This window comes from Paenibacillus sp. MZ03-122A, assembly GCF_024213325.1.
In the GTDB taxonomy this organism is placed as follows: Bacteria; Bacillota; Bacilli; order Paenibacillales; family Paenibacillaceae; genus Paenibacillus; species Paenibacillus polymyxa_B.
In genome coordinates, this window is the sequence record NZ_JANAVI010000003.1 from 273,081 (window position 1) to 290,203 (window position 17,123).

The window sequence follows — 17,123 nt, forward strand, 5'->3', positions numbered from 1 at the left end:
TTAGAGGAAGAAACAGCTTTTTTTGTGTTGATATAAATGTGTATTTTTTGAGGCAGAAGTTGGAGGCAGTTTTTATAAGATGGGATTTTTTGTGAAACTAATCACGTTACAACCTCTCCGATATTGCTAGAATAATACATGTACGGTACAAGCCGCTGATGATGTGAAGTCCGGATGGACGAGGGAAGAAGGGATGAGTCACGGACGAATTATTACTGCGTCTAGCTGACGGCAAGGAATGGACGCATACAGAAATGATGGAGCTGCTGACACGTCTGGATGATGAGCCGACGCTGCGGGCTCAACTGAGACACCTGGCAGCTCGCACCAAATTGGAGCGCTATGGCAAAGGTGTTTTTTTACGGGGATTAATTGAATTCTCCAGTATATGTCGTCAGGACTGCATGTACTGTGGGCTGCGCGCTTCGAATAAACAGGCAGATCGTTACCGTTTGCAGCCAGAAGAAATTCTGGCCTGTTGTGCGGAGGGGTATGAACTCGGTTATCGGACCTTTGTGCTGCAAAGTGGGGAAGATTACTGGTTTACAGCAGCCCGGCTGACGAAATTGATTCGGGAAATTAAAAGCCGTTTTGCGGATGTGGCGGTTACACTGTCCATCGGTGAACGGGATGATGAAACTTATGAGCAATTATACGAGGCTGGCGCGGACCGTTTTTTGCTGCGGCATGAGACAGCTTCTCCCCATTTGTACGCCAAACTGCATCCGACGATGACGATGGAAAGCAGGCGCAGCCGTCTGCTGGCTTTGCAACGAATCGGTTTTCAGATCGGGGCCGGATGTATGGTGGGGTTACCAGGACAAACGAATAGTGAATTAGCAGACGATTTGGTTTATCTACACAGCCTGTCACCAGATATGATCGGGATTGGTCCCTTTTTACCGCATAGCAACACGCCACTTCGGGATGCCAGTCAGGGGAGCATGGAAAAGGCACTCGATATTATTTCGTTATCCCGATTGGTCGTTCCAGATGCACTTATTCCGGCGTCTACGGCAATGGGAACGATTCATCCCCAAGGCAGGGAGAAGGCGCTTCAGGCGGGAGCGAATGTGGTGATGCCCAATTTGTCGCCACTGGCGGTGAGACCTAAGTATGCGATTTATGAGAATAAAATATGTTTGGGCGATGAGTCTGCCCAATGTCGACATTGCCTGGAACTGCGGATTCGCGGAGCGGGATTTGAAGTCGATATGGGGCGCGGCGATAGTTTGAGGGTGCAACGACAGCTTATGAGACAGGAAACTTTGTGAGGCCATAACGGAAACATTGCAGTAACCATAAATAAGGAGATGGGTATACGTGAGTGGAGTACGAGAGAAAGTGTCGGCGGATTTTATTAATGAAGCAGAAATTATGGCGGCAGTGGAGCAGGGGAAACAAGAGGCAACAGATCGACACCGTATTTTAGAAATTTTAGAAAAGGGGAGAGCCTGCCGGGGACTGAGTGCGAGTGAAGCGGCGGCTCTTTTGCATGTGGATGATCCTGAATTATTGGAAGAGATGTTTAAATCTTCGAGGGCAGTCAAAGAACAAATTTATGGCAACCGGATTGTGCTGTTCGCCCCTTTATATGTAAGCAACCACTGCGTGAATAACTGTGAATATTGTGGTTATAAACATACCAATGACAGCTTTACTCGTAGCCGTCTGACACCGGAGGAATTGGTGGAGGAGGTTAGAGTGCTTCAAGAACTGGGACACAAGCGGCTCGTGCTGGAAGCGGGGGAAGACCCAGTCCATTGTCCCATTGACTATATCGTCGATTGTCTGCGTCAGATCTATGAGGTCAAGGTAGATAACGGCAGCATACGGCGGATCAATGTGAATATTGCATCCACAACCGAGGAGGACTATCGGAAGCTGGCAGAGGTAGGCATTGGTACGTATATTTTATTTCAGGAAACGTATCATCGGGAAAGCTATCGTAAATTCCACTTGCAGGGACCGAAGCGGGACTTTGATTGGCACACCACCGCAATGGACAGAGCCATGCGTGCGGGTATAGATGATGTGGGGATCGGTGTGTTGTACGGCTTGTATGATTTCCGCTATGAGACCGTAGCGATGCTGAAACATGCCGAACACTTGGAAGAAGCCTTTGGCTGCGGCCCTCACACGGTTTCAGTTCCACGATTGCGTCCGGCTGAAAATGTAGATCTGGAGCGATATCCGTACCTGGTCAACGATGAGGATTTTATGAAAATTGTGTCCGTTCTTCGACTGGCTGTCCCTTATGCTGGCATGATCCTGTCCACTCGCGAGGAGCCGGAATATAGGGACCGCGTCATTGGTCTAGGCGTGTCGCAGATTAGTGCAGGTTCAGCTACAGGCGTAGGGGCATATGCAAAACAGGAAACTGATGATAAGCCTCAATTTGAGGTGGGGGATCATCGCTCACCATCGGAAATTATTAAAAGTTTGTGCCGTGGCGGATATATGCCGAGCTACTGCACAGCTTGCTACCGTGAGGGGCGAACGGGGGATCGTTTCATGGAGCTTGCCAAATCAGGACAAATTCATAATGTGTGCCAGCCGAATTCGCTGCTGACCTTCCAAGAATATCTGCTGGATTATGGGGATGAGGAGGCGCGTGAACTGGGAGCTGCCGCTCTGCGAGAGAATCTGGAGCGTATACCACGTGAATCGACGCGCCGTTTGACGCTTGACAGACTGGAACGACTGGAAGCAGGCGAGCGTGATTTGTATTTTTAGCAATTTATATTATTCGTAGTATCATTTCACGCTATGAAAATTCTCATGATTTATAATAGAACTTGAAAATGAAAAGCAGTCGCGTTGGAATCAGCGCGACTGCTTTTGTGTGTCTGGAAAAAAATATTAATGATGAGATGAGGTCTTTTAGGAATAACTGCCGGCTTCTATAGCTTGATCCCATGCCAGCATAGCAGATGGGAAGCATTCAATAGCACGGGGAAAGACCCCCTGTACATAAGCGATGAAAATACCATAGTTCACAATCGGCACCCCGGCAGCTTTTGTTTCCGACATTCGATGAAGCATCGTACGCCGATTGAGCATGCATGCACCGCAATGAATAACCAGTGCGTATTCGCTCAGATCATCAGGGAAGCTGGAGCCGGATGCATGTTCGATGATGAGACGTTTGCCTATCGTTTGGCGGAGCCAGCGGGGAATTTTCACTCGACCAATATCGTCAGATTGGCATTGGTGAGTGCAGGCTTCGGCAATGAGTACACGGTCTCCATCCTTGAGGCGATCAATGGCTCTTGCACCTCGTACCAGTTCGTCCAGATCGCCTTTATGACGGGCAAACAGGATGGAAAAAGAGGTAAGAGGCACATCCTTAGGCGTGTCGGCCGCTACTTTCATAAAAACCTGTGAATCGGTAATGACCAAGCGAGGCTTACGTCCCAATCTCTCCAGCGTCAATCGTAGTTCATGTTCTTTGGTCACTACAGCGATGGCATCACTCTCTAGTGTATCGCGGATTGTTTGCTGCTGTGGCAGGATCAATCGGCCTTTTGGTGCAGCTTTGTCAATGGGAACGACCAGCACAACAACATCGCCGGGTGACAACAGGTCACCGACGATTCGGAAACGATCCTCGTTTTGAGGGAGCGTATTAGTAATAGCCTTTTTCAGTTCCGTGTCTCCCCAAAGCAAAGATGCACTGAAAGGAATCAGGGTGAGATCCAGTTCAGTTGCCAGCTTTGTAGCCGTTTTATCTGATTCAGTAAGGGTATCTATCTTATTCAATACCCCAATAACAGGAATCTTTTTGGTGCGGAGCTTTTCGAGTAGCTCATGCTCGAATGGTCCGACACCAACGGTGGCGTCGATAACGAGCAAGGCCAAGTCTGTACTATTAAGTATTTCGAGCGTTTTGTTGCGGCGCAGCTCCCCGATCTCACCCTCATCGTCCAGTCCGGCGGTATCCACCAGAACAATGGGACCCGCTGGGAGTAGCTCCATTGGTTTGAAAACGGGGTCCGTGGTCGTTCCTCCTACAGGAGATACCACAGCGACGGGCTGACCAGTCAGGGTGTTCAGAATGCTGGATTTGCCTGCGTTGCGGCGACCGAGCAGGACGATATGTGGTCGATTGCTACGAGGGGTATCATTCATTCCCATGGTGAGTTCCTTCTTCCTGTCCCGGAATTCCGGGCTTGGTTACTGTATAGGGATGGCATAATTGGTCAATCCGCGAACGGCTCAGTAGGCCGCGATCTTCTGCAATATCTTCTGGCGCGCGACCTTGCACAATGGCTGCAGATGCAATAGAGGCAGCTTCATCATAGCCAAGCTCCGCGACCAGCGCAGAAGCCATCACGGCTGAGTTACGCAGATTTGTAGTACAGCGTTCCTCACGCACGATCAGGCCGCGCACACATCGCTCCTCGAATAGTCGAACCGCGCTGTTCAGAATATGTAGCGATTCCAGCAGCGATTCGGCAATCAGCGGCAGGAATGCGTTTAGCTCCAACTGACCGGAGGCAGCGGCCATAGTGATAGCCGCATCTTCGGCTATCACACGCATGGCTGTGAGTCCTGCCATTTCAGCTATTACCGGATTGACCTTGCCAGGCATAATAGAGGATCCCGCCTGAACTGGAGGCAGCGTGTATTCGCCAAAACCACCGAAAGGACCAGAGGCCAGTAGACGAAAATCGCCAGATATTTTGTACAGATTCACGGCGGCTGATTTGAGTAGACCGGACACCTCGACAAAGACATCCATATTTTGAATCGGGTCCATCGGGTGGTCACTGCGACTCAGTCCAAAGCCAGTCTCATCCGCCAGCTTTTCGACCATCCGATAGCTGTATGCGCGGGGCGCGTTCATACCTGTGCCAATCGCCGTGCCCCCAATAGGGATTTCCCGCAGTCGCTCTTCAGCTTTATAGAGACGCCAGCGGTCGCGCGCTATAGCCTTTGCGTAGGCACCAAAGCCCTGCCCGGCCATCATGGGCAGGGCATCCATTAGCTGAGTGCGGCCTAGCTTGAGCAAGTCGGCATATTCTGTTTCTTTGTGCTGTAAAGCATCCTGTAACGAAGATATCGTGTCACATAAAGGCCGAAGCAGCCGTATCGCTGCAATTCGTAGCGCTGTCGGATAGACATCATTCGTAGACTGGCAGCAGTTCACATCATCCAGCGGATGTAAAATCTCATACTGCCCTGGTCTGCCTCCTAGCTGTACGATGGCCAAATTAGCAATGACCTCATTTACATTCATATGGGTACTGGTGCCTGCGCCGCCTTGCATGGCATCCACGGTAAACATATGTTGGTGCCGCCCGGCGAGTAATTCGTCGCAGGCATTTACAATGGCAGAGGCCCGTTGGGCAGGAAGCCGTTTCTGCTCACCATTCACTTGAGCGGCTACTTTTTTTACCAACACAAGAGCGTGAATCAGGTTTTTGTTCACAGGCCTGCCACTGACCGCAAAATTATTCATCGCGCGTGCAGTGTGAATACCGTAAAAGGCATCTGCGGGAATTTCCATCTCTCCTAGCGCATCCCGCTCGGTTCGCGTATTTGTAGGCAGAGAAAGACCTTCAGTCATAGACCCGTTGCTGGAATGCGTGTCATATGCAGTAGCTGACGTGCACTTGCAGCGCGTTTTTCCTCAACACGGGCGTGAACCAGATCTGGTTCGACCAGCTTGAGGGCTTGTGTTGGACATTTACCAATACAGGCCGGACCACCGTCCACGCCTTCGCACAAATCACATTTGCTGGCAATCATGCGTTCTTTGGGTTGCAAACGTCCTGACATATTGGTATACAATCCGTCCTGCACTACAGGCTGCCCGTTTCGATACTCGGGTACCATGGTAATCGCGCCGTAAGGGCAAGCGATCATGCAGGTTTTACAGCCAATGCAGCTTTCACTATTAATGAGAATGCAGCCATCTGCATTCGTAATGGAGCCGTTCGGACAAGCGTTGGCGCATGGGGCATCCTCACAGTGACGACACTGAACGGGTGCAGTGACTCCAAATGATTTGATAACCTTCAGACGAGGGTGAAAATGAAACTCATCATCCGGCGAGATAAAAGGGTTCTCCGCTGAATGTGCGATGACACATGCGATTTCACAGGTACGACAGCCAATACATTGATCGGGATCAGCTAAAACAAAACGGTTCATACAATTCGACTCCTCTCAAACTAACGACAAATATAATGTATACAGCATAAAAATAACTTAACGTATTAATGAATGGAGTAACCCGTATCCCCTTTGGTGGAAATAGTGCTACTACGGCTTTGCTTGCCGGGCCCCCGTTGTTGGAAGGTCGTGTGCAGCAGATGATGCGATACATGACCCAGCGGCTCACCTAGAAATTCATCATAAAGTTTGATGATGTGAGGGTTCTCATGCGATTTTCGTACCTGGTGTGCAGCATCATGTCCATAGATGGAGGATTTACGTGCCCGATAAGCTTCAATTCGTTGCTTTTCTAACATGAGCTTGGGTTGTCCCCCTCCGCTGATACATCCAGCAGGGCAGCCCATCACCTCAATAAAATGATAATCACATTCGCCCGCCTGGACACGATCCAATAGCTGATAGGCATGTTGTAGCCCGGCGACGACCGCTACCTTGAGCTGCAGCTTGCCTACCTGAACCTCAGCTACTCGAATGCCTTCCTCACCACGAACAAAATCGAGTTGGAGCTTCGGCAGTTTTTCATTTGTCAGCAGCTCGTAACCTGTACGGATGGCAGCTTCCATGACTCCTCCGGTGACTCCAAAAATGGAGCCTGCACCTGAATATTGTCCTAATGGTGAATCGAATTCTTCATCAGGCAGGTTCGCAAAATCAATTCCGCGCTGCTTGATCCAGTATGCAAGTTCACGCGTGGTCAGTACCTCATCCACATCACGGTAACCGTCAGATTCCATTTCAGGACGATCGCACTCAAATTGTTTACAGGTACATGGCATGATGGCAACGCTGTATATATTCGCAGGTTCCACCTCGTCTAGTTGTGCGCCATAAGATTTGATTAGCGCTCCTAACATTTGCATCGGAGATTTGCAGCTGGATAGATGGTCTAGCAGATCGGGATATTCTATTTCTGCAAATCGGACCCATGCTGGACAGCAGGATGTGAACATGGGTAAGGGACCGCCTTCGGTCACGCGACGAATTAATTCAGTGCCTTCCTCCATGATGGTCACGTCAGCTCCAAAGTTGGTGTCGTATACCCGGTCGAAGCCAAGGCGGCGCAAAGCAGCAGCCATTTTCCCAGGCGTCAAGGTGCCGAAAGGCATTCCGAATTCCTCCGCGAGTGAAACACGAATGGCAGGAGCACATTGGACGATCCGAAACTGTCCAGGTTTGGTCATCATATCGGCTACCTTATTCAAGTTGTAGCTATAATAGGCAGCGAATAGCGGCTCTCTGATGTCGGCAGGCATATCGCGTTCTTGGATACGTTCCAGCCGTCTAGCGGCGCCTTCCTGTGAAGATGAACCTGCCCAGTCAGATGCGTATACGCTGCATATTTGTACACATTGACCGCAAATAACACATCGGTCTGCATTAACGGTTTGCGGTTCTCCGGGCAGTCCCTCTATGGCATCTACTGGACAAACCCCAGCACAACGTCTGCATCCCGTGCAGAGCGTAGGGTCAATATGAATGACAGGGTCTGTGCAATCAGTCGTCTTCATACAAGGAGGTGAAGAGATCTTGTCTATTGTGGTTGACATGTTTTTCTACCTTTCTGCGGCTGATTTTTGACCTTATAGGCGTGGGAAAAAGACTTCCCGCCGAGGCTCTGGAGGTGAGTCGGATATACCTTTGGCCAGCCGTAGGACATGATTCGGGCAGGCCTCTACACATGCAGGCTGTCCGTTCTCTGTTTCCGCGCACAGATCGCATTTGCTTGCCGCGGTGCGGGGAAGGGCGACTCGATTTGCACGGTGAGTCAGGCCGGACTGCGTTACAACGTGTCCGGCCCGGTAGACCGGAGACACCTCAATTGCCCCGAAGGGGCAGGCCAAAACACAGGAGGTACAGCCGATACATCGTTCCTCATCTATCATGACGACGCCGTCCTCCTGACGAATGGCCTGTACCGGACAGGCATGTGCGCAGGGGGCATTTTCGCAATGCCGGCATTGCACCGGCACATACATCTCCCCTGTACGTACAACATACACCTTGGGTACAACAGGTACGCTGACGGTTCCGACCGAAGCTCCTATACCGTTAGCCTGACTGTGAACGGCGAAGCACGCCAGTTCACAGGCTTTGCAGCCGATGCACTGCCCGGCGTCTGCGACTACAAAAGAAGAAGCAACAGCGCTTGTTCTACTGGCTGCTCCCATTCTACTCGTCGAAGCTGACCGGTTATCTGTCGGACGGTGCATCATATTCCCTGTGCCGCTCATCTCGTCACCTTATCAGCCAAAACAGCTTCCTGGACGTTCATCTGTCTGCGAATCCGTTGGTACGATTCATGTACATCACGTTCGGCCTGCACTTGGTCGGCGATCCGTTCCAGACGGATGGCACAGTATTTTAATTCCGGGGTTTTGGATACCGGATCGAGAAAATCAGCGGTCAGCTCGTTACATGCTCCAACCCACCAGTGATAGGTCATGTAGGTCGCACCTTGTTGCACACGGTCACTGATTTGTGCCCGTGCCATGATGCGTCCCCGACGGGAGGATATGGCAACAATTTCACCATCCAGAATATTCAGATCTGCTCCGTCTTCTGGGCTAATCTGAATAAAGCCAGGCTCATCAGACAACTGGCGCAGCGCGCGGCAATTGCCTGTCATAGTTCGCACGGAATAGTGACCTACCTCACGGACTGTGGACAAGACAAGCGGGTATTTTGCATCCGGTTGTTCTTGTGGCGGACGCCATTCGCAGGCGAATAATCTGCCTTTGCCACTAGGTGTCGAGAATTGATTTCCCTTATACAAATACGGTGTACCTGGATGATCCTCGGTAGGGCAAGGCCATTGAACTCCGCCTTGCTGCTCCATTTTTTGGTAGCTAGCACCCGAGAATAATGGGCTGAGGCTGCGCATTTCATCCCAAATTTCCTCTGTGTTTGCATAGGACATAGGGTAGCCCATGGCGGTAGCAACCTCGCTAATAATGGCCCAGTCTGGCTTAACATCACCCTGTGGCTCAACGGCTTTACGGATGCGCTGAAAGCCCCGATCTGCCGAAGAATATACACCGTCATGCTCGCCCCAGGCAGTAGAAGGGAGGATGACATCGGCGTGTAGCGCTGTTTTGTTCATGAAAATATCCTGGACCACGACAAATTCCAATTGGTCTAGGGCTTCACGCAACTCGGCGGCGTTCGGATCACTTTGTACAGGGTCCTCTCCGAAAATGTAATAAGCTTTCAGCTTGTTCTCCTTCAGGATGAGGTGCGGTACCTCTGTAAGTGGATAGCCTTTTTTACGCGGCAGCTCAACACCCCATGCTTTTTCAAACTTTTTGCGGACTGTGTTGTCTGTTACATCCTGATAGCCAGGGTACACATTCGGCAAAGCACCCATATCACAGGACCCCTGTACATTGTTTTGTCCCCGTACTGGTCCGATACCGACATTCGGCTTGCCCAGATTTCCCGTCAACAGTGCAAGGGAAGCGAGCCCCTTTACTACATCAACGGCCTGTGAAAATTGACATACGCCCATTCCGTACAAAATTGTAGCGGTAGGGGCCTTTGCATATTCCCTCATAGCCGCCCGGATATCGGCCGCCTTGACCCCCGTAATGCCTTCCGCATATTCGGGAGTATATTTTTTAATGCTGTCTACGTATTCGGCAAAGCCTTCTGTGTTTGCTTCCACATATCGTTTGTCGTACAGTCCTTCATGCACAAGTACATGACCAAAAGCGTTCACCAAAGCCATGTTTGAACCGCCCTTTAGGGGTAGCCACATATTCGAAATACGAGCTGTTTCGGTCATGCGTGGATCGCATACAATAATTTTGGCGCCTCTTTGCTTGGCAGCTACAATGCGTCTTGCGACGATCGGATGTGTTTCGGGTGCATTATATCCAAACACGAAAATGAGATCAGAGTGTTCAATTTCAGGAATAGAGTTGGACATAGCTCCATCTCCGAGCGAGTAAGTCAAACCTGCCACAGAAGGGCCGTGGCATACACGAGCGCAATGGTCAATATTGTTCGTGCCAATGACCGCCCGCATGAACTTTTGCATGACATAATTGGCTTCATTTCCCGGGCCGCGTGCGGAGCCCGTTCCCATAATGGAGTCGGGTCCGTATTTTTCCTTAATTGCTGACAGCCGTTCGGCAGTATATTGAATGGCTTCCTTCCACTCCACTTCCTCCATAACTCCATTTTTGCGAATCATGGGCTTGCGCAAGCGTGCAGTCAGAATTTGTGGGTCATTCAAAAAATCCCATCCATAGTGTCCTTTAAGACACAACGTTCCTTCATTCGTACGACCACCAGCCGGCTCTGCGCCAATTACCTGTCCTTTTTCCACCAGCAAATGAAGCTGACAACCGCTCCCGCAGTAGGGACATACGGTCAATACCTTGTCTGCCATAAGTGCAGCACCTCTTTTATATGAAATAGATGAAACTCGTAACATAAAAAAAGCCAATACAAAAATGCCGCTTTACGCTGCATCCTGTACTGGCTTATCCGCGAGCGAGGAGACAAGCTCCTTCCCGCTAATCCAACCGGTGTATGTGTTGTAGTTCTAGAGAAATGATAATGTGTCCGTCTCCATGGACGGAGGGGCAGACCTCCCAAGTATAAGTGAAGGGACTGCCGAGTGTTTTTTCGGCTTCGTTCATAAACTCCTTTTCCAGATAGGGACGAAGGACGTTCCAATATTCCCTGACCTTGTCCTCGGCCCCTTCATGAACGAGAATTTCGGACAAATTAGACAATGTACCTCGAATTTCTACCGTAATCCGGAGCGGCGAATCCAGTGAAACCTTGACGTTGTCCGGTCCTTTTCCACGGTAGTGCTTGACAATACATACGGCCAACTTCCTGATGCGCTCACGGTATTCCAATTCGGTATTCAACATCTGGACACTCCGCTTCGAATCAAAATAAAGGCGTACTTGCCGCGCATGCCAGACAGCCTGTGTAGCTGGTTTTAGAACAAAATGTAACCGTCCCGACCCAAGTGGTCTGCCCAGCACGGCGTATCACCCTTCTATGGTAGAACAGGTTGACCCGGAAAGATGTGAAATTCATTACACTGAACCAAAAATTTACATAGATTAGACCACTCTTGAAGTAGCTATACCTCTATGGTTTGTATGATGCTTCTCATTCCGTCGTGTTGTTTGTACAGCTCCAATACAAAAGAAGTTGAATGACATACTATGGGCTGAGATTAGTAAATGGCATACTCAAAGCCCTCTATACTGAAATAGCTCAGTGCGAATCTCAGAGATTTATAGTAAATTATTCATTTATATGATTTGCAATATCAATTTATTATTATTACATTGGATGGAAATGCTAGTCGAACTCCAGAAGGCATAGATATGTTATCCAAAATGGTGGTAAAGTACGGGTTCAAGATGTAGAATCTATGCGATATTCAGTTTGTAGAAGGGCAACGTCAAGGTCGCCAAATGAAGACTTAGTAGGAATTACTGCAACGTGTGGCTGAACATGAAGCCGCAAGTCAAGCCACGTTAGAATAAAGAGAAGAGGTCCGTGCTAAAATGCATGGACCTCTTCAGACCTGTAATAATTGATTTTTTATGAAACTTTACTGTTTAACCAGAACGGATAAATCGCCTTCAAAAACTTGCTCCTCTTTCTTGTTGAAAGTCGACAGCAATACAGTAACGAGTCCTGTTCCATTCCTCATCTCTTTTACTCCAATCACTTCAACAATGGTGTACAATTCGTCGCCTGGATATACTGGTTTAATAAATTTAATATTATTCATAGCAGTTCCAGCAATAACCTCATCACCGTAACTGCCTGTTTCAACCCAAAGCTTAAAAGAAACAGCTAATGTTTGAATTCCTGAAGCGATAATTCCATTAAATCTGCCTTGTAATGCTTTCTCTTCATCTAAATGCATATATTGCGGGTCAAACTCCCTTGCAAATCTGGTAATATCCTCTTTAGTTAATTTTAAAGACTTGGTTTTAAATACTTGTCCGATATAAAATTCATGAAACCGCATTATTACACCTCTTGATTAAATTATTTGCTTATTTATAGAGTAGCATAATATCACCAATCAAGTTAAACTGCCAGTTAGCTTAATGACGTATTGTCCGTCTACAACTTTATATTCACCGAACAATATTTCCCTTTAAAACTCGTAGCGTTATAGCAGCAAATTAATTTAAGATACAAGTATGAAAAGCCTCTGATAATTCAGCGGATTTTTGTAGTCCCACTCAGCAAGTAACCCTCCGTACTTTTGTACAGTCAGATCAATGTAAGTGTCTGTTTTTTGAAGGATTATATTTCCATTAACATAAGTCTCACCGGTAACAGTGGCAGGGTTATTTGACTTCAATGCAGAGTGACTCTTTGGAACTGCTTATTTTATATACTTCGACATTCGATGCAAATAAATAAAAATTATTGACAACTGTTAAATTATGGACAACAATAGAATGCAATAATATATAAATATTGGTACTTCTGTATGAAGGGTGGTTTATCTATGAAAGTTACACCCACGATTAGAGCAGAATTGGAACAATATCTAAAACAAGAAGGTTTGAGCATGATGGAGTTTGGGCATATAGCAGGCATGAATAGGGGGATAGTAAGTAGCATAGTGTCGGGCAATAAATCTATGTCTGTTAACCAGATAGATCGCATTACCGAGGCTATGGGTTTACCAGAAGGCTACTTTTACGACCTATTTATAGAAAACTACATCATCGACACCCCCCCGAATATGAGACGAATAGAGCCATTTTTGTATCGTTGTGCGGAATTGGACAAGCTGGATGCGATCCGTCGAGTGGTAGGAACCATTATGGACAACCTACTCTATTCGCCTAAACTATTTGATATGGCAGAAGTGCTATTAGCACAGGGACGACATGATGCTGCGTTGCTGTTCTATGAGGGGGTAGCTGAAACGGAGAAGTACCAACATTCTGAACGATTGGCGATCTGTCAGTATCGAATGTTCACGATTCAGGTTGGTGACGATCAAAGCCGCAATCTCAAGGCAGCTACGTTGTTTGAGCCTTACATTGAACGTCTGGATGAAATGGACCAACTTGACGCATTAAAGGATTTGGCGAACGTGTACAGGTCTTTGCGTAAGTGGGACAAGGTTGAGGAAATGGCAAGGCAAATGAGAGGGAAAGCTGAAGTACAATATTCCATAAAGCATCAGCAGAAGAATCGAAAGAACAGGGAGCATGAAAAGGAAACCAGAAATCCGTTATTTGGATACATTGCTTACGCCGATTTGTTGTGTGCTAGTGTTTGTGAAGCCCAAGGCGATTATCAACAAGCTCTACTATATACATACGCCTATGCGAATTTAGATTGGGTCAAAGAGACTGATGAAGATACTCAACACTGGGTAAACTTGTTCAGTCAGTGGGCAGAAGGTAACACGTACGTCAATAAACTCCTGTCTGGAGATGTTAGCGTGCTGCCAGACTATGTTGAATATATAGCGGCAACATCAACCGCTAACGAAAATGAGAAACTCTCAAAGCTGTTGAACGTTATGATAGCGGCTAACCGATATGAAATAGATGTGGATGATGTCCTTTCACGTTTTGAAACGAATATTAATTCTTTTGCTCAACTCCCAACATCATCTGATATATATACCCAACAAGTAATACCAGACTATTTCGCATGGTTTGCTTACGAAATGGCTCATTATTATTTACATCGGGTGAAATACAGTGATGGCTTTAAATACTTGATGTATGCAATGGCAAAGTCACATATAATAACTAATGAAACAAACTTTATAAATTGTATTGGTCTGTTTATGCGTTTTCAAGTCCATGCGACTCCTGAAATCAAAACAGAGATCTCCAATCTAATTGAAAAGGTGTGGTTAAGTAATGTTGAAAAAAATGGCATTGTTAATTGTTGCGAGTAGCTTTTTGTTTTTTATAACTGTACCCGCTCACAATCATGAGCAGCTTATTCAGACCCTTGTACAAATTGGGGGATTCTAAAGCTAAAGAAAGCTCTGCCGACCATAAGGTTAGCAGAGCTTTCTTCAGTGCAGGAATTACCACAGAATTCACCGAATGACTATCTTGATTATACATATACAGTGTTAAACTTGGATATAGGATTGTTTGTAGCTGCATTAAGCCAGGTAAGAGTATATGTAGTGCAGCCGTTGGGTGATGATATGGTGGAAGTTGTAGACTACGGAGATCCATCAGAAAAGTTTACTCCTGAGTCAGTTGAAATATTAGGAAATTATTATATGAGAGGGCAATTTGAGTTTAGAGTACATGTGCTTTTTATTTTGTTCTTCTCGCTGTGGATATCGGTTAGGCGTGACAGAAGAGCACCAAAAGTAATTCGTCAAGCAATAGTCCTTCATAAACGTGTCAGGTTAGAAAATGATTTACCTTCTGAAGATTGTTTTTACTTGTGAGTATGAAAATGGGGAGAGAGAAGAGCTAGAAATAGATGAAAGTGAATATGGGATTATAGTTATTGGAGACAAAGTGTTAATGTAACAAGACAACTCAAAACGTTAAGAGAAGAAAGAGTTGTTTCTTGATTAATAGACTACTATCGGGAAACTGGTATGATTTGAATTTAGAGTAGATGTAACAAAGGACTCTCGCTGGTACGTAACCAGTATAGAGTTTAAAGGATTTTTATACATTGATATACATATATAAAAATCAAGTTTAATAATGTAATTTAATTTTCAATGTAGTAGTTACTCTCTCTAGTACTCCATAACTGATAGGTCTTGTTTTGTGACAACATACGGATATTTCGACATGTCTCCCAATATAGTATTGAGAAGATTTAAAATACTATGGAAGTTCGTATGATAAAAGGAATCGTAAGAGGGAAAGGGAGTTCCTAAAAAAAGGATATGACCGCGCCGAATGGCCAATAGCAATGTGCTAAAGGTGGCGCAGGTGCTGATATTCAATACATAAGCCCTAGTGATAATCAGGGAGCAGGATAAATCATAAGTAAGTAATCAATTAGATAAGTATGTTGATGGGACACAGGTAAGATTCATATTGACATAAAGACAAGGACTCGACCAGTATAGAAGCTGGTATGAGTCCTTTTTTTATATCCAATAAAAAATAAATATGCAAATATATAGATTATATTTATAGATCAGCAAGTTTATGTTTAGACTCTTTAGATGGATTCAAGTAATCTTATGCCTACAAAAGCACAAAGGGGAGAAATTGTTTTGAAAAGAATTTTTATATTTTTTATTATTTGCATGGCTTTTTTCTCGACAGGAACACAAATATTCGCTGATCAGAATGTTTGGACAAGCGACACAAATTTAACAAAAAAGATCGACAGGGTAAGCCTTGTAACCGTTAATGGAAAGATATATTCAATTGGGGGACATGATCCAAATAAATTTTATGACACAATTGATGTTTATGATCCTGAAACTAAAACATGGACGCAAAAGGGGAAACTCCCAACGGCAAGAGGAACGGTAAGCGCTGCTGTATATGATGGGAAAATATATATTACAGGTGGCGAGCCTATTAATGACAAACTGGATATCTACGACCCCGTGACAAATGAGTGGAAGAAGGGCAAATCGCTTCCTAAGGTTGTAGCTGGTTACGCCTCTCAATTTGTAAATGGAAAGCTTCTTGTCATAGGTGGATTTAATATGTATAACAATGCATCTGCAGATGTTTACGAGTATGATCCAAGTACCGACAGCTGGACTACAAAGGCTAGTTTATCCACTCCTCGCAGATATATCACATCTGCTTTAGTCAATGGAAAGGTATACGCAATAGGTGGTTACGATGAATCGAAAGGCTTGCTTTCTTCTATAGAAGAATATGATCCTCAAGCCAATACCTGGACAACAAAGTCATCTATGTCAACCAAACGTATGGGGCTGACTGCTGCAGTGTTAAACAATGAAATATATGTTATTGGAGGCAATACTGCAACTGCTACATTAAGTGGGCCAGCCACAGCTGAAGTTGAAAAATACAATCCCAAGACAGACACTTGGTCTACTGTAACTAGCATGCCAACTGCAAGGGGGCTTTTGTCGGCAGTGAGCTTGAATAATGCAATATATGTTGCGGGCGGATCCAATAGCTCCAATTACTATTCAGTCTTTGAGAAATATACGCCTGGCGATGACGGGACCTCTCCGAGTCAACCGGGAGATCCAGGCACCTCTCGACCCGATAACCCGGTGGGAGATCGTGCAATTCTAGTAGTCACCATGACAACTGGCTTAGAGAAGGAATTTGATTTGAGTATGCAAGAGGTCAATGACTTCATTGCATGGTATGAGGCTAAACAAGCAGGTTCAGGATCGGCTTCATACGCCATAAACAAGCACGATAACAATAAAGGCCCATTCAGCAGCCGCAAGGATTACATGCTGTTTGATCGTATCCTTACGTTTGAAGTAAGTGAATACTCTAAATAAATCAAAAAGCTCAGCTGACCTTAATGGGTCGACTGAGCTTTTTTTGTTAAGAGCCCTTCCTTTAATCAAGACCTCGCATAGCCTATGGAGTAGGAGTACCCTAAAATAAAGGAGGCGTTACGTGTGGGGGAAATGAAAAGAGACTACGAGGGAATCACCGGAAGAGTTTGGACATCGATAGCTGCTGTCTTGGCACTGTTCATATTGCTGGTAATCATCTTGAAATTAATTCATTTATAAAGATTCTTAAGCTCCACCGAGGGATTTAATTTCTAAAGCATAGCCCCATTAGTTCCTGAGGAACCTATAAGGTTCGCCGTTTGGCCCATTCCCGACCTTAAAGAAGTTGGTGAAACAACGTTTTAGACACACAAAAGGAACCTCAGCGGCTTTTCCGGAGAAGGTAGGGTAATACCCCTTAACGAAGCCTGATCCACGTCGGAGCAGCTGAAATAAAGTAGACTGATTCATGAGGGTCGCCTCTTTT

At 46.3% G+C, this 17,123-nt stretch carries 13 protein-coding genes and 1 pseudogene; 6 read left to right on the top strand and 8 right to left on the bottom strand.

Annotated features, from left to right (window positions below):
• Positions 1–215: 215 nt before the first annotated feature.
• Both hydE and hydG read left to right on the top strand, forming a co-directional pair.
• Positions 216–1,274 (top strand): [FeFe] hydrogenase H-cluster radical SAM maturase HydE, encoded by a 1,059-nt coding sequence (gene hydE, locus NLX74_RS08480; RefSeq protein ID WP_223822128.1) that lies wholly within the window; start codon positions 216–218, stop codon positions 1,272–1,274.
• Positions 1,275–1,323: 49 nt separating this feature from the next.
• Positions 1,324–2,736, top strand: coding sequence for a [FeFe] hydrogenase H-cluster radical SAM maturase HydG (hydG, locus tag NLX74_RS08485; RefSeq protein ID WP_013310651.1), 1,413 nt, complete (start codon positions 1,324–1,326; stop codon positions 2,734–2,736).
• Between the two features lie 147 nt (positions 2,737–2,883).
• Here the strand turns inward: hydG and hydF are convergent, their stop codons facing one another.
• The 8 genes from hydF to NLX74_RS08535 form a co-directional block, all read right to left on the bottom strand.
• Positions 2,884–4,137 (bottom strand): [FeFe] hydrogenase H-cluster maturation GTPase HydF, encoded by a 1,254-nt coding sequence (hydF, locus tag NLX74_RS08490; protein WP_254328437.1) that lies wholly within the window; start codon positions 4,135–4,137, stop codon positions 2,884–2,886.
• On the bottom strand, positions 4,124–5,512 hold the full coding sequence (locus NLX74_RS08495) for an aspartate ammonia-lyase (protein WP_254328599.1): 1,389 nt from the start codon (positions 5,510–5,512) through the stop codon (positions 4,124–4,126). The genes hydF and NLX74_RS08495 overlap by 14 nt, the downstream gene beginning before the upstream one ends.
• 56 nt (positions 5,513–5,568) lie before the next feature.
• The gene (locus tag NLX74_RS08500) at positions 5,569–6,159 is read right to left on the bottom strand and encodes a 4Fe-4S dicluster domain-containing protein (RefSeq protein ID WP_013310648.1); all 591 of its coding nucleotides are present in this window, start codon (positions 6,157–6,159) and stop codon (positions 5,569–5,571) included.
• 65 nt (positions 6,160–6,224) lie between these two features.
• Entirely contained in the window at positions 6,225–7,730 is a 1,506-nt protein-coding gene (locus tag NLX74_RS08505) for a [FeFe] hydrogenase, group A (RefSeq protein WP_250268687.1), read from the bottom strand.
• Positions 7,731–7,763: 33 nt separating this feature from the next.
• Positions 7,764–8,414, bottom strand: coding sequence for a 4Fe-4S dicluster domain-containing protein (locus NLX74_RS25615; protein ID WP_302058541.1), 651 nt, complete (start codon positions 8,412–8,414; stop codon positions 7,764–7,766).
• The gene (gene fdhF, locus NLX74_RS08525) at positions 8,411–10,573 is read right to left on the bottom strand and encodes a formate dehydrogenase subunit alpha (protein WP_235309618.1); all 2,163 of its coding nucleotides are present in this window, start codon (positions 10,571–10,573) and stop codon (positions 8,411–8,413) included. The genes NLX74_RS25615 and fdhF overlap by 4 nt, the downstream gene beginning before the upstream one ends.
• A gap of 127 nt (positions 10,574–10,700) precedes the next feature.
• Positions 10,701–11,183, bottom strand: coding sequence for a DUF2294 domain-containing protein (locus NLX74_RS08530; RefSeq protein ID WP_235309619.1), 483 nt, complete (start codon positions 11,181–11,183; stop codon positions 10,701–10,703).
• A 581-nt stretch (positions 11,184–11,764) separates the two neighbouring features.
• On the bottom strand, positions 11,765–12,190 hold the full coding sequence (locus NLX74_RS08535; RefSeq protein WP_235309620.1) for a MaoC family dehydratase: 426 nt from the start codon (positions 12,188–12,190) through the stop codon (positions 11,765–11,767).
• Positions 12,191–12,682: 492 nt separating this feature from the next.
• On the opposite strand from NLX74_RS08535, the gene NLX74_RS08540 reads away from it, so the two are divergent.
• From NLX74_RS08540 to NLX74_RS08555, 4 genes and pseudogenes are all read left to right on the top strand, one after another.
• Positions 12,683–14,101 carry a transcriptional regulator gene (locus tag NLX74_RS08540; protein ID WP_254328438.1) on the top strand — a complete coding sequence of 473 codons (1,419 nt, stop codon included), beginning with the start codon at positions 12,683–12,685 and terminating at the stop codon, positions 14,099–14,101.
• Between the two features lie 126 nt (positions 14,102–14,227).
• Positions 14,228–14,614, top strand: a complete 387-nt coding sequence (locus tag NLX74_RS25795) for a hypothetical protein (RefSeq protein WP_367997025.1) — start codon at positions 14,228–14,230, stop codon at positions 14,612–14,614.
• A gap of 446 nt (positions 14,615–15,060) precedes the next feature.
• Positions 15,061–15,233: pseudogene (locus NLX74_RS08550) on the top strand (NucA/NucB deoxyribonuclease domain-containing protein); the annotation flags it as partial.
• A 173-nt stretch (positions 15,234–15,406) separates the two neighbouring features.
• The gene (locus NLX74_RS08555) at positions 15,407–16,636 is read left to right on the top strand and encodes a Kelch repeat-containing protein (protein ID WP_254328439.1); all 1,230 of its coding nucleotides are present in this window, start codon (positions 15,407–15,409) and stop codon (positions 16,634–16,636) included.
• Positions 16,637–17,123: the final 487 nt, after the last annotated feature.

Bases quoted from the DNA above. Each gene is read 5' to 3' on its own strand.
- NLX74_RS08535 (WP_235309620.1), bottom strand. From the start codon at position 12,190: ATGCGGTTTCATGAATTTTATATCGGACAAGTATTTAAAACCAAGTCT.
- NLX74_RS08495 (WP_254328599.1), bottom strand. From the start codon at position 5,512: ATGGAAATTCCCGCAGATGCCTTTTACGGTATTCACACTGCACGCGCG.
- hydF (WP_254328437.1), bottom strand. From the start codon at position 4,137: ATGGGAATGAATGATACCCCTCGTAGCAATCGACCACATATCGTCCTG.
- fdhF (WP_235309618.1), bottom strand. From the start codon at position 10,573: ATGGCAGACAAGGTATTGACCGTATGTCCCTACTGCGGGAGCGGTTGT.
- NLX74_RS08505 (WP_250268687.1), bottom strand. From the start codon at position 7,730: ATGTCAACCACAATAGACAAGATCTCTTCACCTCCTTGTATGAAGACG.
- NLX74_RS25615 (WP_302058541.1), bottom strand. From the start codon at position 8,414: ATGAGCGGCACAGGGAATATGATGCACCGTCCGACAGATAACCGGTCA.
- NLX74_RS08540 (WP_254328438.1), top strand. From the start codon at position 12,683: ATGAAAGTTACACCCACGATTAGAGCAGAATTGGAACAATATCTAAAA.
- NLX74_RS08500 (WP_013310648.1), bottom strand. From the start codon at position 6,159: ATGAACCGTTTTGTTTTAGCTGATCCCGATCAATGTATTGGCTGTCGT.